This is a genomic window from Streptomyces sp. CB02414 (genome assembly GCF_001905385.1).
Classification (GTDB): Bacteria; Actinomycetota; Actinomycetes; order Streptomycetales; family Streptomycetaceae; genus Streptomyces.
The window spans coordinates 411,655-434,568 of the sequence record NZ_LIPF01000002.1; the positions used below are offsets into that span (position 1 = coordinate 411,655).

The following is a 22,914-nucleotide window of genomic DNA, read 5'->3' on the forward strand; positions in this document are numbered from 1 at the left end:
CACCCATGGAACGTAACCGGGTCGTAAGCTCACGCACATGCAGGTGATCCAGTCGACCAAGCTCGCCAACGTCTGTTACGAGATCCGGGGCCCGGTGCTCGAGGAGGCGATGCGGCTGGAAGCGGCCGGGCACCGCATCCTGAAGCTGAACACCGGCAACCCGGCCGCGTTCGGGTTCGAGTGCCCGCCGGAGATCCTGGAGGACATCCTCCGCAACGTGTCGACGGCCCACGGCTACGGCGACGCGAAGGGTCTGCTGGCGGCGCGCCGGGCCGTGGTCATGCACAACCAGACCCTCGGCATCGAGACGGACGTCGAGCACGTCTTCATCGGCAACGGCGTCTCCGAGCTGATCGTGATGGCGATGCAGGGCCTGCTGGACGACGGCGACGAGGTCCTCGTCCCGGCGCCCGACTACCCGCTGTGGACGGCCGCCGTGTCGCTCTCCGGCGGCACGGCGGTGCACTACCGCTGCGACGAGCAGTCCGACTGGATGCCGGACCTCGCGGACGTCGAGCGGAAGATCACCGACCGCACCAAGGCGCTCGTGATCATCAACCCGAACAACCCGACGGGCGCGGTCTACGACGAGGCGATGGTGCGCGCGCTGACCGACATCGCCCGCCGCCACAACCTCCTGGTCTGCTCCGACGAGATCTACGACAAGATCCTGTACGACGAGGCCACGCACACCCCGACCGCCGCGGTCGCCCCGGACCTGCTCACCCTCACCTTCAACGGCATGTCGAAGGCGTACCGGGTGGCCGGCTACCGCGTCGGCTGGATGTCGATCTCGGGACCACGCGCGCACGCCGAGTCCTACATCGAGGGCCTGACGGTCCTCGCCAACATGCGGCTGTGCGCCAACATGCCGGGCCAGCACGGTGTGGTCGCCGCGCTCAGCGGGCGGCAGACCATCAACGAGCTGGTCCTGCCGGGCGGGCGGCTGCGGGAGCAGCGGGACGCCGCGCACGAGGCGCTGACCAGCATCCCGGGCGTGACGTGCGTGAAGCCGAAGGGGGCGCTGTACCTCTTCCCCCGGCTCGATCCCAAGGTCTTCAAGATCAAGGACGACCGGCGGATGGTCCTGGACCTGCTGCGCCAGGAGAAGATCATGGTCGTCCAGGGCACCGGCTTCAACTGGCCCGAGCCCGACCACTTCCGCGTGGTGACCCTGCCGACGGCGAGCGACCTGCGCGAGGCCGTGGGGCGGATCGGGAACTTCCTGGACGGGTACGGCCAGCCCTGAGCCAATCTCCGACGACCGACAACTTTAGATTGAATCCAATGTAGGATGGTTTCCTGAAGCACTCAGGAGGCCGTCCCATGTACGAACCGATCCGCACCAAGTCGGTCCACAGCACGATGGCCGGCGACACCTCGGACTTCCCCCACCGGTCCCGGAAGGAAGAGCTGGACATCCAGCTCGCGGGCCACCTCGCGGCACTGCTCGCCGTCACGGACGAGCTGCGCACGCTGGCGCCCGACACCGACCTGGACACCGCCGCCGACCGGCTCGCCGAGCAGGTGACCCGGCTGCGGGGAGGCCAGGCGCCGGTCCGCGTGCCGGTGACCGCGGCCCGCCCCTCGGCCCGTCTGGCGGCCCTGCACCGCCGGGCGCACACCCTGGCGGGCCGCGCCCTGGTGGTGGCGGCCTCCCGCGCCGACACGGCGGTCGCGATCCTGACCGCAGAGCGCATGGACGCGCACGCCGCGGCCCTCGAGCCGCGCGAACTCGCGTCCCACTGAGCCCTCCGGGCTCCCCGTACGGCCCCGGCCCGCGCGCACCCGCAGCGACGCGCGGGCCGGGTGCCATTCACTGCGTTGGCTTCAGCGGCGGTTCGCGTGTGCGCCGTGGGGCGGCTGGTGGTTGGCGGCTTTCCGTTGTTGGTGGTTGCTCGCGCAGTTCCCCGCGCCCCTTTGAGGGCGCGGATCTCACCGGCGTTTTGAAATGTTGAAGGGCCGGGTCAGTCGCACGCCTTTGTGCGGTGACCCGGCCCGGGTGGGAACTCCCCGTGCTCCGGGTACTGCTGAGCTACTGGAGCGTGGGGAGGTCCCCTCGTGGCCGGCCTTCGTGACGACTTCGCGGGTCAGGGCTAGTCGGACCGGCCACGGAGACTGCGGGGGACGTCAGCCCAGGCGCTGCACCAGGGCCCGGTACTGGTCCCACAGCTCGGCGGGGGTGTGGTCGCCGAAGGTGTTCAGGTGCTCGGGGACGAGCGCCGCCTCCTCGCGCCACACCTCCTTGTCGACGCTGAGCAGGAACTCCAGGTCCGCGTCGGCGAGGTCGAGACCGTCGGTGTCCAGGGACTCCTTGGTCGGCAGCACGCCGATCGGGGTCTCGACGCCGTCCGCCTTGCCCTCCAGGCGCTCCACGATCCACTTCAGGACGCGGCCGTTCTCACCGAAGCCGGGCCAGACGAACTTGCCGTCGTCGTCCTTACGGAACCAGTTGACGTAGTAGATCTTCGGCAGCTTCGACTGGTCCTTGTCCTTGGCCACGTCGACCCAGTGGCCCATGTAGTCGCCCATGTTGTAGCCGCAGAACGGCAGCATGGCGAACGGGTCGCGGCGCAGCTCGCCGACCTTGCCCTCGGCGGCGGCGGTCTTCTCGGAGGCCACGTTGGCGCCGAGGAAGACGCCGTGGTTCCAGTCGAAGGACTCGGTGACCAGCGGTACGGCGGTGGCGCGGCGGCCGCCGAAGAGGATCGCCGAGATCGGCACGCCCTTGGGGTCCTCCCACTCCGGCGCGATGATCGGGCACTGCGCGGCGGGGGTGGTGAAGCGGGCGTTGGGGTGCGCGGCGGGCGTGCCGGACTCGGGCGTCCAGTCGTTGCCCTTCCAGTCCGTGAGGTGGGCCGGGGTCTCCTCGGTCATGCCCTCCCACCACACGTCGCCGTCGTCGGTGAGGGCGACGTTGGTGAAGACGGAGTTGCCCCACAGGGTCTTCATCGCGTTGGCGTTGGTGTGCTCGCCGGTGCCGGGCGCGACGCCGAAGAAACCGGCCTCGGGGTTGATGGCGTACAGGCGGCCGTCCTCGCCGAAGCGCATCCAGGCGATGTCGTCGCCGATGGTCTCCACGGTCCAGCCGGAGATCGTGGGCTCCAGCATGGCGAGGTTGGTCTTGCCGCAGGCCGACGGGAAGGCGGCGGCGACGTACTTGGGCTCGCCGGTGGGCGGGGTCAGCTTCAGCACCAGCATGTGCTCGGCGAGCCAGCCCTCGTCGCGGGCCATGACCGAGGCGATGCGCAGGGCGTAGCACTTCTTGCCGAGCAGGGCGTTGCCGCCGTAGCCGGAGCCGTAGGACCAGATCTCGCGGTCCTCGGGGAAGTGCGAGATGTACTTGGTGCTGTTGCAGGGCCACGGAACGTCCCGCTGACCCTCCTCCAGAGGGGCGCCGAGGGTGTGCACGGCCTTGACGAAGAAGCCCTCGTCGCCCAGCTCGTCCAGGACCGGCTGTCCCATGCGGGTCATGGTGCGCATGGAGACGGCGACGTACGCGGAGTCGGTGATCTCGACACCCAGCGCGGAGAGCGGGGAGCCGAGGGGGCCCATGCAGAAGGGCACGACGTACATGGTGCGGCCGCGCATGGAGCCGCGGAACAGGCCGCCTTCACCCTTCTCCCCGGTGAAGATCTCCCGCATCTCGGCGGGGTCCTTCCAGTGGTTGGTCGGGCCGGCGTCCTCCTCCTTCGCGGAGCAGATGAAGGTCCGGTCCTCGACGCGCGCGACGTCGGAGGGGTCGGAGGCCGCGTAGTACGAGTTGGGGCGCTTGATGGGGTCGAGCTTGCGGAAGGTGCCCTTCTCGACGAGCTCCCCGCACAGGCGCTCGTACTCGGCCTCGGATCCGTCACACCAGACCACCTGGTCCGGCTGGGTCAGTTCGGCGATCTCGTTCACCCACGAGATCAGCTCATGGTGGTTGGTGGGGACGGGGGGAGCAGCGATGTCGCGCGCCACGATTGCTCCTAAATGAGGGGTTTTTTGTTTGGGGGCCCCGTGGGGGCTGCGACCCGGATGCGTGACGTTGTCCTCTTGGGCGCTCATCCGGTGTCGACCGCACTCATTTGATCATCCGACGTAAGCGCCCATCTGTCCAGAGGGCGTCACACCTGAGCGGCGTGAGGATCGCCACGTGCCCGCATCGGGGATTTTGGGGGGATGCGCGGCCGGGTACCCCGTGAGACGATGACCACTCAGGAACGTCCAGGCTCCGTACTGATACGTAACTTACGGTCCCGTAGGTACGATGCGCCCATGACTGCGTCCGTCCCCGACGCGCCCGAGGACACGCCGGCCGCCGGCCGCGGTCCCGTGGCGCTCTCCCTGCCGCATCCGGTCAAGCCCAAGCTGCGCGGCTGGCTCCACCTCGGCATGTTCCCGGCCGTGCTGGTGGCGGGCCTGGTGCTCACCGCCCTCGCCGAGTCCCCCGAGGGCCGCATCGCCTGCGGGATCTACGTCCTGACGGCCTGCCTGCTGTTCGGCGTCAGCGCCCTCTACCACCGGGGCAACTGGAGCCCGCGCATGGACGGCGTCCTGCGCCGTCTCGACCACGCCAACATCTTCCTGATCATCGCGGGCACCTACACCCCGCTGACGATGCTGCTGCTGCCCGAGGCCAAGGGCCAGTGGCTGCTGTGGGGCATCTGGGCGGCCGCCGCGGCGGGCATCGTCTTCCGCGTCTTCTGGGTCGGCGCCCCGCGCTGGCTCTACACCCCCTGCTACCTCGCCATGGGCTGGGCCGCCGTCTTCTACCTCCCCGAGTTCATGCGGGCGGGTGGCATCGCCGTCCTGGTCCTGGTGATCGTGGGCGGTCTGCTCTACAGCGCGGGCGGCGTCATCTACGGCATCAAGCGCCCCAACCCCTCACCCCGCTGGTTCGGCTTCCACGAGGTCTTCCACTCCTTCACGCTGGCCGCCTTCATCGCGCACTACGTGGGGATCTCGCTGGTCGCGTACTAGCTGGTCGCGGTGGCCCACCGGACGTACGGAAACCCCCGGGCCCGCGCCCCACTCCCCGTGGCATCCTGACCGCGTGAACGGACCCGAGATCCACGTCGAATTCGCCCCCGAACTGCACCTGTTCGTCCCGCGGGCCCGCCCCACCGGCGCCACCCGCGCCGCCACCGACGGCGTCTCCACCCTCGGCCACGTCGTCGAGTCCCTCGGCGTCCCGCTGACCGAGGTCGGCACGCTCCTCGTCGACGGCCGTGAGGTGGCGCCCGGACACGTGCCGGCCGGCGGCGAGTCGGTGAGCGTGCGTGCCGTCGAGCGCCCGCAGCGGGTCCCGGGCGCTCCCCTGCGCTTCCTGCTCGACGTGCACCTGGGCACCCTCGCCCGCCGGCTGCGACTGCTCGGCGTGGACACGTCCTACGAGTCCACCGACCTCGGCGACCCGGCGCTCGCCGCGCTGTCGGCGGCCGAGAAGCGGGTCATGCTCAGCCGCGACCGGGGCCTGCTGCGCCGCCGCGAGCTGTGGGCCGGCGCCTACGTCTACAGCACCCGCCCCGAGGACCAGCTCCGCGAGGTGCTGGACCGGTTCCGGCCCGAACTGCGCCCGTGGACGCGGTGCACCGCCTGCAACGGGCTGCTGAGGAAGGCGTCCAAGGACGAGGTGGCCGACCAGCTCAAGGGCGGCACTCAGCGGTCGTACGACGTGTTCGCGCAGTGCCGGGAGTGCGGGCGGGCGTACTGGAAGGGCGCGCACCACGAGCAGCTGGAGGCCATCGTGGAGCGCGCCCTCACCGAGTCGCGGCGCGAGCGTTAGCGCTTGCCGCGCACGTCGCCCTTTCCGCAGGCCACGCCGTCGCGGTTGCGGTCCAGCTTCAGCGGGTCGTCCTTGCCGTTGACCTTCAGGCGGCCGTAGTCGTGCTCCTTCAGCCAGGTGCAGCGGTCGGCCGTCGTCGCCTTCACCTCCTCGGGGAAGGCGGTCGGCACGCACACGTTGGCGGAGCCGTAGTGCCGGTCGCAGCCGGAGACGGTGGGGCTGACCGGCTGGGAGGCGCGCTTGTCGCCGGGCCCGGTCACCTTGCCCTTCGGGGCGTCGGCGAAGGAGTGGACGTGGGCGGAGGCGTCCTTGGTGCTGAGCGCCTGCGGGCCGTCGAGGTGCACCCACTCCGCCACCGAGGGCACGCCGTTGGCGTCGACCGCGAAGAGCATGTACCAGCCGGGCGGGGCCAGGTTGGGGTTGCTGGTGACGTTGAGATCGACGTTGTCGCCGTCGACGGACAGCGGCAGGTCGACGAAGCGCTGGTTCGGGTCGGAGGAGTGGGTGACGGCGGCGGGGCGGATCAGCTCGGCCTTGGCGATCGGCCGGTCGACGGTGATCCGCTGTGTGTCGCCGTAGTTCCACTCGGTGTCGATGACCGAGGTGATCGTCGGACGCTCGCCCTTGAGCAGGTAGGGCGGGGTGTAGATCGACACGTCGTGGTTCCAGGAGCCGTTGCCCGGGTTGTCGCCCGTCGTCATCACGCGGCCGTCGGGGAGGAGGAAGGCCGAGGAGTGGTAGCCGCGGGCCTCGGGGTCGACGGCCACCGGGTCGAAGGTCTCGGTCGCCGGGTCGAAGATCGACGTCTCGAAGACCGGGTTGGCCCGGTTGTGCAGGGCGCCGCCGGTCTCCAGGACCTTGCCGTCGGGCAGCAGCACCGCGGAGACGTACATCTTGCCCTGGTCACCGGTCTGCGGGACGGGACCGTTGCCGAGGTCGACGGTGCCCTGCGGGAGCGGCGGGCCGGCGACATACGTGGGGTTGGGCTGCTTGAGGTCGATGATGTCGGTGAGGCGGTTGGCGTCCGGGTTGGAGTCGATGTTGCCGCCGCCGATGGTCAGCACCTTCTGATCCTGCGCCGGGGGCAGCAGCACGCTCATCGACTGGTCCCGCTCGTCCTTGCGCTGGAGGCCGGGGACCTCGGTGATGGTGTTGGCCTCGTAGTCGTAGATCGCCGAGCCGGTGCCGGGGATGTTGTTGCCGAAGACGTGGCTGCCGGAGTAGAAGAGGCGGCCGTCCTGCATGAGGATCATCGACGGGTACAGGCCCCAGTAGGACCAGGTCTGGTTGACCTGCCAGGTCGGCAGCCACTTCTGCTGCTCGTCCGACCACAGGTCCGCCGTCACCGAGCCGGTGGAGTCCTCGCGCAGGCCGCCGAAGGAGATGACGTCGCCGTTGCCGAGGATGGTCGCCGACGGGTACCAGTGGCCGTCGTTCATGTCGTTGGTCTTGAGGTAGGTCTCGGTCTCCGGGTCGAAGATGTACGAGTCCTTGTAGCCCTGGTAGCCGATCGTGCCGTCCGCCGACGGGTAGCCGGCGTTGCCGCTCATGACCAGGACGCGGCCGTCCTTGAGCTGGACGTGCCCGGCGCAGAACATGTCCTTGGGCGTCGGGATCGTCTTGTAGTCGCCGGTCTCAGGGTCGTACACCGCCGACGTGAAGGTGCCCGCCTCGAACATCTCCGGGTCGTTGCCGGAGCCCGCGATCAGCAGCACCTTGCCGTTGTGCAGGACGACGGAGTGCATGGAGCGGACCGGGTTCTTCGTGGGCAGCACGTCCCAGCGGCCGTTGGCGCACTCCTCGGCGGTGGCCGTGCAGTCCGGGTCCGGGACCGGGTCGGCGACCTGCTCCATCGTGTAGTCGTCCGTGGTCACGGAGCCGGTGCCGTAGACGGAGACGCCCCAGCTGATGCGGTCGGTGCCGGCCGGGACCTCGGGGGTGCGGACGCTCGCCTCGGTCCAGCCGGCCGCCATGTCCAGGGTCTTGAGGTCGGTCCAGTACTGCCAGCCCGCGGTGGTGTCGTGCCGGAAGAGCGTGAGGGAGGCGTCCGGGGTCGTCGACTTGTACCAGAGGGACAGGTCGTACTGCTTGCCCTCCGTCACCACCGGCGCGCACTCGGCGGACTCGGTGATCAGGGCCTTGCGGTCGCCGTCGGTCCGGCGGGTCAGCTCGACCTTCATGGCCTTGGTGCCGGAGTGGGCGTCGGCGACCGTCTCGAAGGTGAAGTCGTTGTCGCCCCAGCCGGACTTCTCCCAGCAGTACGGCATGTCGCCGGTGCCGGCGGTCTCGAAGCCGGGGTTGGTGATCAGGTTGGCGGCGGAGGCGGACTGCGGCGCGGTCAGGAGGAGGCCGCCGGTGAGGGCGGACACCGCCAGGAGGGCGGAGGTCCGGCGTCCAGGGGTCCGGCGCGCGAATCTTCGCGGTCTGCTTCTCATGCGTCACTCCTTGCTGTGCGGGCTGCCGTACGGCGTCGGCGCGGGAGGTACACGAGCGCTTCGGTCCCGGCGAAGCGCAGGACGAAGGTGATGACGAGGGCGAGGGCGGTGGCGGGCAGCACCGCCAGCCCGAACTGGCCGACGAGCAGGGCGATCAGCGGGATGCGCAGCACCAGGTCGGCGTTGGCGATCAGCGCGAACCGCGCGGTCCGGTCGGCCCAGTGCCGGTGCCGGCGCCGGTCGCGGAAGAGCAGCCGCTCCAGGAGCAGGAAGTTCCAGGCGACGCCGAACTGGTTGGCGGCGATCTCGGCGGGCAGGTAGTGCACGCCCGCCTCGGTGAGCGCCCACAGGGCGGCCAGGTTCGGTACGAAGCCGCTCAGCCCGATCAGCCCGAAGACGACCATGCGGGCCAGCGGTGAGGCGGTGCGGAGACCGGCCAGGTGGCGCAGGAAGCGCACGCCCTCCCGCGCCGTGGACTTGGACTCGCCCGCGAAGCGCTCCTCGAAGACGAACGGCACCTCGGTGACGGTCTGGGGGCGGCTGCGGACGGCCAGTTCGAGGAGGATCTTGTAGCCGAGCGGCTTGAGCACATCGGCGGTGACCTCGCTGCGGCGGATGGCGAAGAAGCCGCTCATCGGGTCGCTGATGCCGTGCAGACGGCGCGGGAAGAGCGCCTTGGTCAGCCAGGTCGCCGCGCGCGAGACCGCGATCCGGTAGCTGCCCGCGAGTCCGGCGCGGCTGCCGCCCTTGACGTAGCGGGAGGCGACGACGAGCCCGGCGTTCGCCCGTTCGCCGGTGGCGACCAGCTCCGGCACCAGGGACGGCGGGTGCTGGCAGTCGCCGTCCATGACGACGATCCAGTCCGACCCGGCCGCCCGCATGCCCTCGACGACGGCACCGCCGAGCCCGCCGGAGGGTTCGTCGCGGTGCAGGACGGTGACCGGGAAGGGGCAGTCGGGGGCCGCCGCGCGGATCACGTCCGGGGTGTCGTCGGTGGAGTCGTCCACGAAGACGACCTCGCAGGGCAGCCGCGCGGGCACCGACTCGGTGATCAGGCCCAGCAGCCGCCGTACGTTGCCGGACTCGTTGAAGGTCGGTACGACGATGGTGACGGCGCCCGGCTCGGGCACCTCCGAGGCGCTGACGGCCGGAGTCCCCAGCTCGCCGGGGACGGTGGACTCGTGGCTCATCGGGCGGCTCCGGAGGGCTGGACGCGGCGGATCTCGATACGGTCCGCACCGGTGCCGAAGACGGCGACCGGAGCCGAGTGGTTCATGGCGGCCTTCACGTTGGGCAGGTCGACCGCGTCGCGCCGCACCGTCGGGGAGGCGACCACGTAGTCGATGTCCCGCCAGCCGCCCGGCATCGTCTCGGTGACGGCCGGGTCGAGGTCCGCCTTGTAGAACCAGATGACGCCGAGCCCGGGTTCGTACCCGGCGTGCACGAGGTCCAGCCAGAGCGCGTCGTCCACGAGGACCCGGGTGTCCTCCGGGTTCTCCACCTCCGTCGCCATCCAGTCGGCGGCGGCCTCGTAGGGGGCGTTGGCGTCGGCGGTGACGGCGGTGCGGTCCCCGTCGTACCAGCGGGGTACGACGTAGGCGCCGGCGGCGAGCACCAGGACGCCGGCGAGGGCGTACCGGCCGAGGGTGACGCCCCGTTTCTCGGCCTCGGTGCGCCATCTGCGCAGCACGGCGTGGGCGACGCTCGCCGCGCCGCCGGCCAGCACCAGGGCGAGGAAGGGCAGCGCCTGGATGACGTACATCGCGGGCAGGTAGCCGCTGGGGCGCAGGGCGAGGGCGGCGAGGATCGCGACCGTGAGGGCCGGACCGGCCAGGGCGCGGGCGGTGACCGACCAGCGCCAGGTGGCGAGCAGCAGCAGCGCGCCCGCGAGTCCGCCGAGCGGGAGGACCCGGTCGTAGTACAACCAGGACTGGAGGACGCCCCACGAGCCGGAGCCCTCGTCGAGGATGAAACCGGAGCCGGGACGGGTGAGCTGGTACTCGATGCCCTCCCACAGCGAGACGTGCCCGTCGCCCGGCAGCAGCTCGCCCTTGAGCAGGGCGAACAGTGGGTACGAGAACCCGATGAGCGCGCAGGCCGTGACGGCGCCGGTCAGCGCGAACTTGCGGGTGTCCTGGTGGCTGTGCCGCCAGGCGGTGACGAAGAGGGCGGGCAGGACGACGAGCATCGTCTCCTTGGTGAGCACGGCCGTGGCGGCGGCGATGCCCGCGCCGAAGTGGTGCCACAGGTGCTTGCTCGGGGAGGCGGCCAGCGCGAAGGCCAGCAGCGTCCACATCACCGCGAGGTTGTCGAGGAAGATCTCCCGCTGGAGGACGACGGACAGCGGGGAGAGGCCGAAGAGGGCCATGGCCAGTCCGGCCGCCCAGCGGGGCAGGGACATGCGGCGGGCGATGACGTAGACGAGGACCGCGGAGACGGCGCTGATCAGCAGCATCACGCCGCGCATGGTGCCGACGGTCATCGACTCCGGGCTGAGCAGCGCGGGTATCCAGGTCAGCACGGCTATCTGGATCCAGCCCAGCGGCGGGTGGTCGTACCAGTAGGTGTAGTGGGCCAGGCCCTCGCCCTGCTGGACGGCCCAGGCCTGGGCGAGGTAGGTGCCCTCGTCGTCGCTGAGGGTCGGGTAGGAGGAGATGTTCCAGCCCTGCACGAGCATGATCGCGACCAGGAGCGTGCCGCAGAGCAGGAGGTCGGGGCGCGAGGAGCGGAGCCGGCCCGGTGGTGCCGAGCTTCGGGCGGGCGGGTCGGTGTCGTGGGCAGGCCGGCGCTGCGCGGGGACCTGGGTGCCGGTCGCCGCGGGGAGGGTGGAGGTCACGCGGGAACGTCCTCTCGGTCCACCGGCGCGAGATGGGCGCCGACATGGCTGGTCAACTCCCAGTCGGTGCGGCCGCGTTGCTCGCGCCACACGGCGCGGACGGCTGCCCCGGCGAGGAGCACCTGGTAGAAGGGGCCGCCGACGATCAGCTTCACGTAGTGGATGAAGCGGACGCGCAGGCCGTACTGCTTGCCGAAGTCGTGCAGGCCGACGACCTCGAAGACGAAGGTGACCAGGGCGGTGACGGCAGGCAGGAAGGTCACGAAGGCGATGCCGACGGGCACGTCCAGCAGCAGCGCGATGGCCGCGTTGAGCGGGATGATCACGCCGGTGAAGGCCTGGAAGAACGGCGTCATCAGGGTGTAGCGGGCCAGCAGCCGCTGGGTGAAGGTGGGGAGCTGCTTCCAGTCCTTCTTCCGGTACACCTGGAGGAATCCCTGGTTCCAGCGGGTGCGCTGCTTCAGCAGGGAGACCAGCGAGCCCGGGGTCTCCTCGCGGGTGACCATGTCGGAGTCGTAGGCGACGACGACCTTCTTGCCGATGCTGGAGAGCCGGACGCCGAGGTCGCAGTCCTCGGCCAGGCACTCGGGGTCCCAGCCGTCGGCCGCCCGCAGCACGTCCGTGCGGACGAAGACGGTGTTGCCGCCGAGCGGGATGAACCCCTTCTGCGCGTGCAGGTGCAGCCGCGAGCGGAACCAGAAGAAGTACTCCAGGCAGTTGCGCAGGCTGTACCAGCTGGAGTGGAAGTTGATCAGCTGGACGCCACCCTGCACGACGTCGGCGCCGGTGGTGCGGAAGGCGTGGTCGACGTGGGCGAGCAGCTCGGGGTGGACCTGGTCCTCGGCGTCGAAGACCCCGACGACGTCGCCGCGGCAGTGCGGCAGCGCCGTGTTCATCGCCTTCGGCTTGTTCTTCTTCTCGTGGGTGTCGACGACGACCCGCACACGCGGGTCACGGTCGGCGGCCCGCTCGGCGACGGCGGTGGTCTCCGGATCGTCGTGCCCGACGATCACGATGATCTCGAAGTCGGTGTGGGACGAGGTGAGCAGCCGCTGGATGGTGTGGTCCAGTACCGCCTGCTCGTGCCGCGCGGGCACGAGCAGCGAGAACGACACGTGCTCGTCCCCGTCCGGCGGGCTGAACCGGGTGGAGGCGAGAACCTCCGGCGTGCGCCAGGCGTGCATCTGCCACCACAGCGTGAACGCCGCCATCCAGAAGAGCGCCAGTGAAACGGCAGCGATGAACACGGACGTCAGCAAAAGATCCCCCCAGATCCTTGAACTCCCCCTGCCGCGGCGGCGCGCCCGAACCCGGACGACCACTCCGCCGCGTCACGGTGAAGAGGCTAAGGGCAATCTGTGAAACACATAAGGTGGTTGGGTGAAGAGCGTGTTTCCTCACAACGAGGACCGGGTCTGAACATTTCACCCACCGGTCTCGTTCCCGTTCTTTCTCTTTATGTCGTTTCAGCTGTTCAGGCGGGCACGCAGCCGTTCCGGATCCGTGGTCGGCGCGTCACAGGTGAAGTTCCGGCAGACGTACGCCGCCGGCGCCCCGCCCACCAGTGGCCGGTCGGCGAGCAGGGGGAACTCGTCGCTCCCCTCGACGCCGACGGCGACGACCGCACCGGGCGCCGTGCCGAGGAGCGCCGTGCGGTGCAGCCCCCTGGTGGCGGCGTCGCCCGGCTCCGGCCCCACGACGGCCACTTCGCGGGGACCGTCGAGCAGCGCCTCGGCGGCGGCCAGTCCCCAGCCGATAAAGCGCGGGACCCGCGGTCCGAGCGCCTTCACCACGCCGAGCGCGTGCTCGGCCGCGCTGCGGTGGGGCCCGGAGCCGGTCTGGGCGGCGTAGGAGAGCAGGGCGTTCGCGGCGGCGGTCCAGCCGGACGGGGTGGCGTTGTCGGTGGGGTCCTGGGGGCGCCGGATCAGCCGCTCGGCGTCGGAGGCGGTGTCGTAGAGGGAGCCGGAGTCGTCCCGGAAGCGGGTGAGGACGTGGTCGAGCAGCAGCCCGGCGAAGTCCAGCCAGACGCCCTCGCCGGTGACCGACGCCAGCGCGAGAAACCCCTCCGCCACGTCGGCGTAGTCCTCCAGCACCCCGGCGTGGGCGCCCGCGCGGCCGTCCTTGCTGGTGCGGAAGAGCCGGGCGTGGTCGTCGAGGTGCAGCCGTACGAGCAGGTCGGCGGCGGCGACGGCGGCGTCCACCAGGTCGGGGCGCTCGAAGTAGGCGCCGGTCTCGGCGAGCGCGGCGATCGCGAGCCCGTTCCAGGCGGCGACCACCTTGTCGTCCCGGCCCGGGGCGGGGCGGCCGTCGCGGGCGGCCAGCAGCCGCTCCCTGACCGACGCGATCCGGGCGGCGTCGAAGACGCCCTCCTGCTGCGGCAGTTGCAGCACGGACGAACCGTGCTCGAAGGTGCCCTCGACGGTCACGCCGAAGTACTGGGCGGCCAGCTCGGCGTCCTCGGCCCCCAGCACCTCGGTGAGCTGCGCGGGCGTCCACACGTAGTAGGCGCCCTCGACGTGCTTGCCGGTGCCGTCGTCGCTGTCCGCGTCCAGCGCGGAGGCGAAACCGCCCTCGGCGGTGCGCAGTTCGCGGACCATGAAGTCGGCGGTCTCCAGGGCGACCCGGCGGGCGAGGTCGGAGCCCGTGGCCCGCCACAGGTGGGCGTAGACGCGGCACAGCAGGGCGTTGTCGTAGAGCATCTTCTCGAAGTGCGGCACGACCCAATCGCGGTCGACGGAGTAGCGGGCGAAGCCGCCGCCGAGCTGGTCGTAGATGCCGCCGCGCGCCATCCGCTCGCAGGTGTCGGCCGCCATCTGGAGCGCGCCCTCGGCGCCGGTGCGGGCGTGGTGGCGCAGCAGGAACTCGACCACCATGGACGGCGGGAACTTCGGCGCCCCGCCGAATCCGCCGCGCTGCGGGTCGTACTCCCGGGTGAGCCCGAGCAGCGCCTGCCCCAGCTCCGCCTCGCCGGGCGGCTGGGCGTCGCCGTAGGAAATCTCCCGCCCGGCGAGGTCCCGCACGATCTTCCCCGCGACCTCGGTGACCTCGCCGCGCCGCTCCGCCCATGCCTGGTGGACGCCCTGGAGCACCTGGCGGAAGGAGGGCATGCCGTGGCGGGGCTCGGGCGGGTAGTAGGTGCCGAAGTAGAAGGGCTCGGCGTCCGGCGTGAGGAAGACGGTCATGGGCCAGCCGCCCTGCCCGGTCGCCGCCTGTACGGCCTCCATGTAGACGGCGTCCACGTCGGGCCGCTCCTCACGGTCGACCTTGACGGACACGAAGTGCCCGTTCATGAACGTGGCGGTGTCGTCGTCCTCGAAGGACTCGTGCGCCATGACGTGGCACCAGTGGCACGCGCTGTAGCCGACGCTCAGGAGGACGGGGACGTCGCGCCGCCGGGCCTCCTCGAACGCTTCGGCCTCCCACGGCCACCAGTCGACGGGGTTCTCCGCGTGCTGGAGGAGGTACGGGGACGTCGCCTGCGCAAGTCGGTTGGCCATGTCTCCATCCTCGCGCACGTGCCACCGCCGCGCCCGTACGCCACGGGGTGAGGCGCACGGGCCCGGCCGGGCCGGCGGAGCCCGGTGTCAGAGGTGCTGGAGCAGGACGTGCAGCGCGGGATTGTCGTTGTTCTTCCGCCAGACCAGGTTCAGCTCGACCGAGGCGGGAGCGGCCAGGCCCACCGGCCGGAAGACCACACCCGGGAAGCGCGCCTGCGCTGCGGTTTCGGGAACGAGTGCGGCGCCCCAGCCCGCGTTGACCATGGCCAGGATGCTGTGCACCTGCGTGAGGTAGTGGGTGAACTCGGGTGTGACGCCCGCGGCCCGGAAGACACTGATCAGCAGCTCGTGGAAGTAGCGCGCCTCGACGGGCGCGTACATCAGCAGCTCCTGCCCGTCGAAGTCGGTGATGTGCAGGTCCCCGCTCTGTTCGGCCAGCCGGTGGCCGACCGGGAGGGCGGCCAGCAGGGCCTCCCGGGCGGCCGGGCGGGAGGAGAGTTCGGCGCCGGTGGCGGCGGGACGGACCATGCCCAGGTCGAGAGCGCCTTCGGCGATGGCCTCCAACTGGTCCCGGGTGACCATCTCACGCAGCACGATGTCCGCGTCCGGGACGGCGCCGCGCGCGGTTTCGAGGAGTCGGCCGAGGCTCGAGTAGGCGCTCGCGGCGGTGAAGCCCACGGCCACCACCCCGGCCTGCCCTGCGGAGACCTGACGGACGGCGAGGGATGCGTCGTGCGCCTGGCGCAGGATGCGGCGGGCCTCGTTGAAGAAGGTGCGCCCGGCGGGGGTCAGCCGGACCGAACGCGTCGTGCGGTCGAGGAGCTCCACCCGCAGTTCGCTCTCCAGCAGCTGGATCTGGCGGCTCAGCGGCGGCTGGGTCATCCGGAGGCGCTCGGCCGCCCGCGTGAAGTGCAGCTCCTCGGCCACGGCGACGAAACTGGTCAACTGCGCGAGGGTGAACATTCATGCTCTCCGAGTATCACTGGATCCAAAAGTGATGTTGGACGTGGATCAGAAACGACCTTAACTTCGTCGGAACGCCGACGGCGAGACCCGTCCGGACACCACCACCGACACCGCGCGCCTTCCCGCCGGTGATCCCCCTCCCGTCCACACCTGGAGCATCGCAGCCATGTCCTCCTTCTCCCCCGTCGAACTCGGCCGCCGTATCGGCTCCGGCTTGCTGTCGTTCCCCGTCACGCACTTCGCGGACGACCTCTCCTTCGACGAGGACGCCTACCGCGCGAACATCGCCCGGCTCGGGAAGTACCAGGTCGGGGGCCTCTTCGCCGCCGGCGGAACCGGTGAGTTCTTCTCGCTCACTCCCGGCGAGGTCGAGCAGGTCACCGCCGCCGCCGTGCAGAGCGCCCCCGAGGAGACCCCGATCCTCGCGCCCGCCGGCTACGGCACCCGCACCGCATGCGAGTTCGCCGCGGCCGCCGAACGCGCGGGCGCCGACGGCATCCTGCTCTTCCCCCCTTACCTCACCGAGGCCTCCCAGGAGGGGCTGGCCGCCCACGTCGAGGCCGTCTGCCGCGCCACTTCCCTCGGCGTCGTCGTGTACGGGCGGGCCAACGCCGTGTACGGCGCCGACACCCTCGCGCGCGTCGCCGAGGCGTGCCCCAACCTGATCGGCTACAAGGACGGCATCGGCGACGTCGAGGCCATGACGCGGATCCACACCCGCCTCGGCGACCGGCTCACCTACATCGGCGGGCTGCCCACCGCCGAGCTGTTCGCCCTGCCGTACCTCGAACTCGGCGTCACCACCTACTCCTCGGCCGTCTTCAACTTCGTACCGGAATTCGCCCTGTCCTTCTACGACGCGGTGCGGGAGCACCGCCGCGAGGACGTCGCACGGATGCTGAACGACTTCGTGCTGCCGTACACGGAGATCCGCAACCGGCGGTCCGGCTACGCGGTGAGCATCGTCAAGGCGGGCATGACGGCCGTCGGCCACGGGGCCGGCCCCGTGCGCCCGCCGCTCACCGACCTCACGGCGGAGGAGCTCGCCGAACTCTCGGCGCTGATCGGGCGGCTGCCCGGCCACTCCGCCTGACCGGCGTCCCGCTCCCCTCCCCCCTCCTTTCCCCAGGCCCGCACGCTCCGTACGGAAGGACCGCATGCCTTCGCCAGCCTCCGAAAAAGCCCCCGAGACCGAACCACAGGGCACGATGTTCCTGGGAGCGAGCCGCGTCACCGGCGGTGGCGCCGAGGTCCGCTCCGTGAACCCGGGCACCGGCAAGCCGCTCGACCCCGCCTACCACTACGGCGACGCCGGGGACGTCGACCGCGCCTGCCGGCTCGCCGAGGACGCCTTCGACACCTACCGCGCCACCACCCCCGAGGAGCGCGCCCGCTTCCTGGAGTGCGTCGCCGGCAAGCTCACCGCGCTGACGGACGCCGTCGTCGAGCGCGCCCACCTGGAGAGCGGGCTGCCCGTGGCCCGTCTGACCGGCGAGGTGGGGCGGACCACCGGACAGCTCCGGCTGTTCGCCGCGGAGCTGCGCGAGGGCAGCTGGCAGGGGGCCCGCATCGACCCCGCGCTGCCGGAGCGCACCCCCCAGCCGCGACCCGACATCCGGCAACGGCGCATTCCCCTCGGACCCGTCGCCGTGTTCGGGGCGAGCAACTTCCCGCTGGCGTTCTCCGTCCTCGGCGGCGACACCGCGTCAGCGCTCGCCGCCGGGTGCCCCGTCGTCGTCAAGGCGCACGACGCGCACCTGGGCACGTCCGAACTGGCGGCCGGAGCCCTGCGCTCGGCCGTCGAGGAGTGCGGGCTGCCGGAGGGCGTCTTCTCCCTCCTGATCGGTGACGGTCCCACCCTCGGTGCCCGGCTCGTGGCCGACCCGCGCATCCGGGCCGTCGGCTTCACCGGCTCCCGCGCGGCCGGGCTCGCGCTGATGCGGACCGCCGCCGAACGCGACGTGCCCGTCCCGGTGTACGCCGAGATGAGCAGCGTCAACCCCGTCGTGCTGCTGCCGGGCGCGCTGGACGAGCGGGCTCGGGAGCTCGCCGAGGGCTTCGTGGGCTCGCTGACGCTGGGCGCCGGGCAGTTCTGCACCAACCCGGGGCTGGTCCTGGCGGTGGACGGTCCGGGACTCGACACGTTCCTCGCGGCGGCGGCCGGGGCCGTCGAGGGGCACACCGGGGCCACGATGCTCACGCCGGGCATCGCCGCGTCGTACCGCACGCGGACCGAGGAGGTCGCCGGGCACCCCGCCGTGACCCGCCTCGCTCAGGGGGTGCCCCCCGAAGGCGCCAGCCCGTGCCAGGCCCACCTGTTGGCGGTCGGCGCGGACGACTTCGTCGCCGAACCGGCGTTGCAGCAGGAGATGTTCGGCGCCGCCGGGCTCGTGGTGCGCTGCCGCGACCTCGGGCAGGTCGCGGACGTGCTGCGCTGTCTGGAGGGGCAGCTCACCGCGACCGTGCACACCGCCGACGGCGACCTGGACGCCGCACGCGAGCTGCTGCCCGTCCTCGAGCGGGGCGCCGGCCGGCTGCTGTTCAACGGCTGGCCGACCGGGGTGGAGGTCGGCCACGCGATGGTGCACGGCGGTCCCTTCCCCGCCACGTCCGACGGCCGCAGCACCTCGGTCGGCTCCCTCGCCATCGAGCGCTACCTGCGCCCGGTGGCGTACCAGGACCTGCCCGCCGAGCTGTTGCCCCGTCCGCTGGCGGACGGCAACCCCGATGGTCTGTGGCGCCGCGTCGACGGCGTACCGGGCCGGCACTGAGCCCACGTGGAAGCGGAGAAAGACATGGCAGTCACAGACCACGGGCCGACCGTCGCCTCGGTGCGCGTCGTCCCGGTCGCGGGCCGGGACAGCATGCTGCTCAACCTGAGCGGCGCCCACGGCCCCTACTTCACCCGCAACCTGGTGATCCTCACCGACTCGGACGGCAGGACGGGGCTCGGTGAGGTCCCCGGCGGCGAGGCGATCCGGCGCACGGTGGAAGCGGCCGCGGAGCTCGTCGTCGGCAGGCCGGTGGCCCGGCTGCGCTCCCTCGTCTCGCAGGTGCAGGCGAGGTTCGCGGACCGCGACTCGGGCGGGCGCGGGGCGCAGACCTTCGACCTGCGCGTGGCCGTGCACGCCGCCACGGCCGTCGAGTCGGCGCTCCTGGACCTGCACGGGAAATATCTGGGCGTGCCGGTCGCCGAGCTGCTCGGCGACGGGCAGCAGCGCGCCGAGGTGCCCGTGCTGGGCTATCTCTTCTACATCGGCGACCGCGACCGCACCGACCTCGGCTACCTCGGCCCGGGGGACGAGCGCGACACCGGGGACCCGGCGGACGCCTGGCTGCGGCTGCGGCACGAGGAGGCGCTCACCCCGCAGGCCGTGGTGCGGCTGGCGGAGGCCGCGCACGCGCGGTACGGGTTCCGCGACTTCAAGCTCAAGGGCGGAGTGCTGCCCGCCGAGGAGGAGGCCGCGGCGGTCACCGCGCTCGCGCGGCGTTTCCCCGAGGCACGCGTCACCCTCGACCCCAACGGTGCCTGGCGGCTGGCCGAGGCCGTCCGGGTCGGCCGCGGGCTGCGGGACGTCCTCGCCTACGCGGAGGATCCGTGCGGCGCCGAGGAAGGTTACTCGGGCCGGGAGACGATGGCGGAGTTCCGGCGGGCCACCGGCCTGCCCACCGCCACCAACATGATCGCCACGGACTGGCGGCAGCTCACCCACGCGCTGCGCACGGACGCCGTGGACATCCCGCTCGCCGATCCGCACTTCTGGACGATGAGCGGCTCGGTGCGGGTGGCGCAGCTGTGCCAGGCCTGGGGACTCACCTGGGGCTCGCACTCGAACAACCACTTCGACGTGTCGCTGGCGATGTTCACCCACGTCGCCGCCGCGGCGCCCGGCGAGATCACGGCGATCGACACGCACTGGATCTGGCAGGACGGCCAGCGCCTCACCCGCGATCCGCTCACCATCCGCGACGGGCTGCTGCGCGTCCCCGAGGCTCCCGGCCTCGGCGTCGAGCTGGACGAGGAGCAGGTCGCGGCCGCGCACGAACTGTACGAACGCGAAGGACTCGGCGCCCGCGACGACGCGGTGGCGATGCGCTACCTCGTGCCCGGCTGGTCCTTCGATCCCAAGCGCCCGGCCCTCGACCGGGACTGAGCTTCCCGCGGGGCCGGCAGCCGTCGGCCCCGCGCCGTCCTCGGCCCGGCAGGCGAGCCGCTCACGGCCTGCCGAGTCATCCATGCCCGACAGGAGGCGACGATGCCTACTGCACCATCGGATCTGATATCCCCGCCGCACTGGGCCACACTGGCGGCCGACGCGCCGGCCACCACGTGGGACCTGCCGCCCTGGGCGCTGCTGCTGCTGGTGGCGGGCGGGGTCGCGCTGCTGCTCCTCCTCGTGATCAAGGTGAAGCTGCACGCCTTCCTGGCCCTGCTCGTGGTGAGCATCGGCTTCGGCGCCGCCGCCGGGATCAGTCTCGACGAACTGCCCGGCGTCCTCGAACAGGGTATGAGCGACACCCTGGGCGAGATCGCCGTCATCGTCGCCCTCGGCGCGATGCTGGGCCGGGTCATGCAGGAGTCCGGCGCCGTGCAGGTGCTCTCCGGGAGACTCCTCGCGGCCTTCGGGGAGAAACGGGCCCCGCTCGCCGTGGGACTCACGGCACTCCTGGTGGGTGTGCCGGTCTTCTTCGACGTCGGCTTCATTCTGCTGATCCCGCTGATCTACGCGGTCGCGGAGCGTTCGGGCCGGTCACTGATCAGTGTGGCGCTGCCCGCCGTGGGCGGCCTGGCCATCATGCACGCGGTGCTGCCTCCGCACCCGGGTCCCGTCGCCGCCGCCGGGCTGCTCGGCGCCAGCCTGGGCTGGGTGACCGTCATGGGCCTGATCTGCGGCATCCCCGCCTGGTTCGTCGGGTCCTACCTCTTCGGGATCAAGATCGGTGACAGGTTGAACATCCCGGTCCCCGAGCACGCGCGCGTGCTGTCCTCGGAGTCGGGCTCCGGGGAGAAGGGTCTTCCGGCGGGGGACGACGCGCAGGGGCCGGAGGCGCGGGACGCGTCGCGGTCACAGCCCTCGCTGGGCGTCACCGTCGTCGTGATCCTCCTGCCGGTGCTGCTGATCATGCTGCACACCTTCGCCGGCCTGGTCTTCGACGAGGGCGCGCTGCGCACGGCGCTCGAGTTCATCGGCTCCCCGATCATCGCCCTGACCGTCGCCACGCTGCTGTCGATCTGGGTGCTCGGCATCCGGGGCGGCATCAGCATGGAGCGCATCGAGAAGGCGGCCTCGGCGTCGCTGGGCCCGGTGGCGCTGGTGCTACTGGTGACGGGCGCGGGCGGTGTCTTCGGCGCCGTACTGGAACGGTCGAACGCCGGGGACGCCCTGGCGGACCTGATGGGTTCGACCGCGCTGCCGGCCGTGGTTCTGGCGTTCCTCATCGCCACGATCCTGCGGGTGGCGCTCGGCTCGAAGACGGTCGCGATCGTGACCACGGCCCCGATCGTCGCGCCGCTCATCCGCGAGTCGGACCTCTCCCAGCCGGAGATCGCGCTCGTCGTCGTGGCGGTGGCTGCCGGCGGCACGGTGCTGTCGCACGTCAACGACTCCGGTTTCTGGCTCTTCAACCGGTACATGGGCATCGACATCCGCACGACGCTGAAGAGCTGGACCCTGATGGAGACGTTCCTGGGCCTGACCGCGTTCGCCATCGCCGCCGTCCTCAGCGGCGTCCTGGCCCTGGCCTGAACAACCCGGCCCGGCCGCGCCGGGGCCTTGGACATGGTGGTGAGGGCGGTGCGCCGACCGGCGGCACGGCCCTCACCATCGGGTTCTTGTGCCCGGGCCCGGAAGACCCGTCAGTAGTCGATCCGGTCCGTCTTGGCGATCCAGGCGTCGAACGGCTGGGTGCGGTGGGACAGGTCGAGGTGCTCGACGGACATCGGCCACAGCTCCTGGGGCCGCTTCTCGAACAGGTCGTAGAACTTGCGGTCGTCGAAGCCGGCCACGGCGGCGTCGTGGCGGTCGGCGGAGTAGATCAGCCGGTCGACGCGCGCCCACAGGGAGGACGACAGGCACATCGGGCAGGGCTCGCAGGACGTGACGAGGGTGCAGCCCTCCAGGCTGAAGGTGCCGAGCTTCTGGCAGGCGGCGCGGATGGCGCTGACCTCGGCGTGCGCGGTGGGGTCGAGGCTGGAGGTGACCTTGTTGTTGGCGAGCGCCACGATGTCGCCGTCCTTGGCGATGAGCGCGCCGAAGGGGCCGCCGCCGTTCGCGACGCTGGTGGTGGCCAGCTCGATCGCCTGGTTCATCCAGGCGCGCTCGTCCTCGCGGATGCCGGTCTCGGCGGTGTGGGTGGTCATGGCGGCTCCTCGGCTGGTGTGTGGGTGGACCTGCGGCTGCAACCCGTATGGGGAGTACACAGGCTGCGGGCCGGTACCGGCCAGGGACCGAAGGCACGAACAACGAGCAGGCTGTTACCAGCGCTTCGTAGTTTCACACAAAGGCTATTCATACTTGCGGCGCCGGCCTGCGAGGACGCCGAAGGGGTGCCCCGCCCGCATGGTGCACGCGGGCGGGGCACCCCTGGGTACCGGCCGGGGGTCAGTCCCCCGCCGACTCGAAGGTGCGCAGCAGGTCGGCCGCGACGCTCACGGCGATGGTCGCGGGCTCCTTGCCGTTGATGTCGGACAGCCCGATCGGGGTCTTGATCCGGTCGATGGCGGCGTCGTCGTGACCGCCCTCGGTGGACAGTCGCTTGCGGAACCGCGTCCACTTCGCCGCCGACCCGATCAGCCCGATGGAACCGAGGTGGCCGGTGCGCAGGGCGGCGTCGCACAGGGCGGCGTCCTCGGCGTGGTCGTGGGTCATGATCAGGACGTGGGTGCCGGGCGGCAGCTCGGCCAGCACCTCCTCCGGCAGCAGCGGCGTGTGGTGCACGTGCACCTGCGCCACCGCGTCCGCCAGCACCCCGAGCCGCTCCTCGGCCAGGAGGTCGGCGCGGCTGTCGACCAGGTGGAGGTCGAGGTCCTGGCGGGCCAGGATGCGGGCCAGTTCCAGCCCGACGTGCCCGACCCCGAAGACGGCCACCGCACGGACCACCGGAAGCGGTTCGAGCAGCACCGAGACCGTGCCGCCGCAGCACTGCACGCCGTGCTGGTTGGTCACCTTGTCGTTCAGCGCGAAATCCATCAGCTCGGGCTTCGGTTCGGACGCGGTGATCATCTCCCGGGCCCGGTCGATCGCGACGGCCTCGACGTTGCCGCCGCCGATCGAGCCCCACGCCCCGGTCCGCCCCACGACGAGTTTCGCACCGGCGTCGCGCGGGGCGTGGCCGCGCACGGTCGCGACGGTCACCAGCACGCCGGGTTCCCGGCGTGCCCGCAACCGCGCGACCGCGGCGATCCACGTCATG

General features: G+C 71.4%; 17 protein-coding genes. 8 read left to right on the top strand and 9 right to left on the bottom strand.

Annotation, left to right across the window (positions count from 1 at the left end):
* Positions 1-37: 37 nt before the first annotated feature.
* Both AMK11_RS08030 and AMK11_RS08035 read left to right on the top strand, forming a co-directional pair.
* Positions 38-1,249, top strand: a complete 1,212-nt coding sequence (locus AMK11_RS08030; RefSeq protein ID WP_073724679.1) for a pyridoxal phosphate-dependent aminotransferase — start codon at positions 38-40, stop codon at positions 1,247-1,249.
* A gap of 77 nt (positions 1,250-1,326) precedes the next feature.
* A complete protein-coding gene (locus AMK11_RS08035) occupies positions 1,327-1,749 on the top strand; it encodes an SCO4983 family protein (RefSeq protein ID WP_073724681.1) in 423 nt (140 codons plus the stop codon).
* Positions 1,750-2,130: 381 nt separating this feature from the next.
* Here the strand turns inward: AMK11_RS08035 and AMK11_RS08040 are convergent, their stop codons facing one another.
* Positions 2,131-3,960 carry a phosphoenolpyruvate carboxykinase (GTP) gene (locus tag AMK11_RS08040; protein WP_073724683.1) on the bottom strand — a complete coding sequence of 610 codons (1,830 nt, stop codon included), beginning with the start codon at positions 3,958-3,960 and terminating at the stop codon, positions 2,131-2,133.
* A gap of 297 nt (positions 3,961-4,257) precedes the next feature.
* Between AMK11_RS08040 and trhA the strand changes: the two genes are divergently transcribed.
* Entirely contained in the window at positions 4,258-4,962 is a 705-nt protein-coding gene (trhA, locus tag AMK11_RS08045) for a PAQR family membrane homeostasis protein TrhA (protein WP_073724685.1), read from the top strand.
* Positions 4,963-5,035: 73 nt separating this feature from the next.
* Complete coding sequence (locus AMK11_RS08050; protein ID WP_073724687.1) at positions 5,036-5,767, top strand: Mut7-C RNAse domain-containing protein; 732 nt, start codon at positions 5,036-5,038, stop codon at positions 5,765-5,767.
* Here AMK11_RS08050 and AMK11_RS08055 read toward each other — a convergent pair.
* The 6 genes from AMK11_RS08055 to AMK11_RS08080 form a co-directional block, all read right to left on the bottom strand.
* On the bottom strand, positions 5,764-8,202 hold the full coding sequence (locus tag AMK11_RS08055) for a galactose oxidase-like domain-containing protein (RefSeq protein ID WP_073724689.1): 2,439 nt from the start codon (positions 8,200-8,202) through the stop codon (positions 5,764-5,766). The two genes, AMK11_RS08050 and AMK11_RS08055, sit on opposite strands and share 4 nt — an antisense overlap.
* Positions 8,199-9,392 (bottom strand): glycosyltransferase, encoded by a 1,194-nt coding sequence (locus AMK11_RS08060; RefSeq protein ID WP_073724691.1) that lies wholly within the window; start codon positions 9,390-9,392, stop codon positions 8,199-8,201. The genes AMK11_RS08055 and AMK11_RS08060 overlap by 4 nt, the downstream gene beginning before the upstream one ends.
* Positions 9,389-11,038 (bottom strand): ArnT family glycosyltransferase, encoded by a 1,650-nt coding sequence (locus AMK11_RS08065; protein ID WP_073724693.1) that lies wholly within the window; start codon positions 11,036-11,038, stop codon positions 9,389-9,391. Before AMK11_RS08065 ends, AMK11_RS08060 begins: the two co-directional genes overlap by 4 nt.
* Positions 11,035-12,297, bottom strand: coding sequence for a glycosyltransferase (locus tag AMK11_RS08070; protein WP_073724694.1), 1,263 nt, complete (start codon positions 12,295-12,297; stop codon positions 11,035-11,037). Before AMK11_RS08070 ends, AMK11_RS08065 begins: the two co-directional genes overlap by 4 nt.
* Before the next feature lie 207 nt (positions 12,298-12,504).
* Entirely contained in the window at positions 12,505-14,535 is a 2,031-nt protein-coding gene (locus AMK11_RS08075) for a thioredoxin domain-containing protein (protein WP_073724695.1), read from the bottom strand.
* An 87-nt stretch (positions 14,536-14,622) separates the two neighbouring features.
* On the bottom strand, positions 14,623-15,498 hold the full coding sequence (locus AMK11_RS08080; protein ID WP_073724696.1) for a LysR substrate-binding domain-containing protein: 876 nt from the start codon (positions 15,496-15,498) through the stop codon (positions 14,623-14,625).
* A gap of 169 nt (positions 15,499-15,667) precedes the next feature.
* Between AMK11_RS08080 and kdgD the strand changes: the two genes are divergently transcribed.
* From kdgD to AMK11_RS08100, 4 genes are all read left to right on the top strand, one after another.
* Positions 15,668-16,594: a 5-dehydro-4-deoxyglucarate dehydratase gene (gene kdgD, locus AMK11_RS08085; RefSeq protein ID WP_073724697.1), complete on the top strand. Its 927-nt coding sequence runs from the start codon at positions 15,668-15,670 to the stop codon at positions 16,592-16,594.
* Between the two features lie 64 nt (positions 16,595-16,658).
* Positions 16,659-18,272, top strand: coding sequence for an aldehyde dehydrogenase (NADP(+)) (locus AMK11_RS08090; protein ID WP_073724698.1), 1,614 nt, complete (start codon positions 16,659-16,661; stop codon positions 18,270-18,272).
* 24 nt (positions 18,273-18,296) lie between these two features.
* Positions 18,297-19,655 (top strand): enolase C-terminal domain-like protein, encoded by a 1,359-nt coding sequence (locus AMK11_RS08095; protein WP_073724699.1) that lies wholly within the window; start codon positions 18,297-18,299, stop codon positions 19,653-19,655.
* A gap of 102 nt (positions 19,656-19,757) precedes the next feature.
* Positions 19,758-21,248: a GntP family permease gene (locus tag AMK11_RS08100; RefSeq protein ID WP_073724700.1), complete on the top strand. Its 1,491-nt coding sequence runs from the start codon at positions 19,758-19,760 to the stop codon at positions 21,246-21,248.
* 110 nt (positions 21,249-21,358) lie between these two features.
* On the opposite strand, the gene AMK11_RS08105 is transcribed toward AMK11_RS08100, so the two are convergent.
* Together AMK11_RS08105 and xdhC are read right to left on the bottom strand one after the other, a co-directional pair.
* The gene (locus AMK11_RS08105) at positions 21,359-21,862 is read right to left on the bottom strand and encodes a nucleoside deaminase (RefSeq protein WP_073724701.1); all 504 of its coding nucleotides are present in this window, start codon (positions 21,860-21,862) and stop codon (positions 21,359-21,361) included.
* Between the two features lie 241 nt (positions 21,863-22,103).
* Positions 22,104-22,913 carry a xanthine dehydrogenase accessory protein XdhC gene (xdhC, locus tag AMK11_RS08110; RefSeq protein WP_079187305.1) on the bottom strand — a complete coding sequence of 270 codons (810 nt, stop codon included), beginning with the start codon at positions 22,911-22,913 and terminating at the stop codon, positions 22,104-22,106.
* Between the last annotated feature and the right edge of the window lies 1 nt (position 22,914).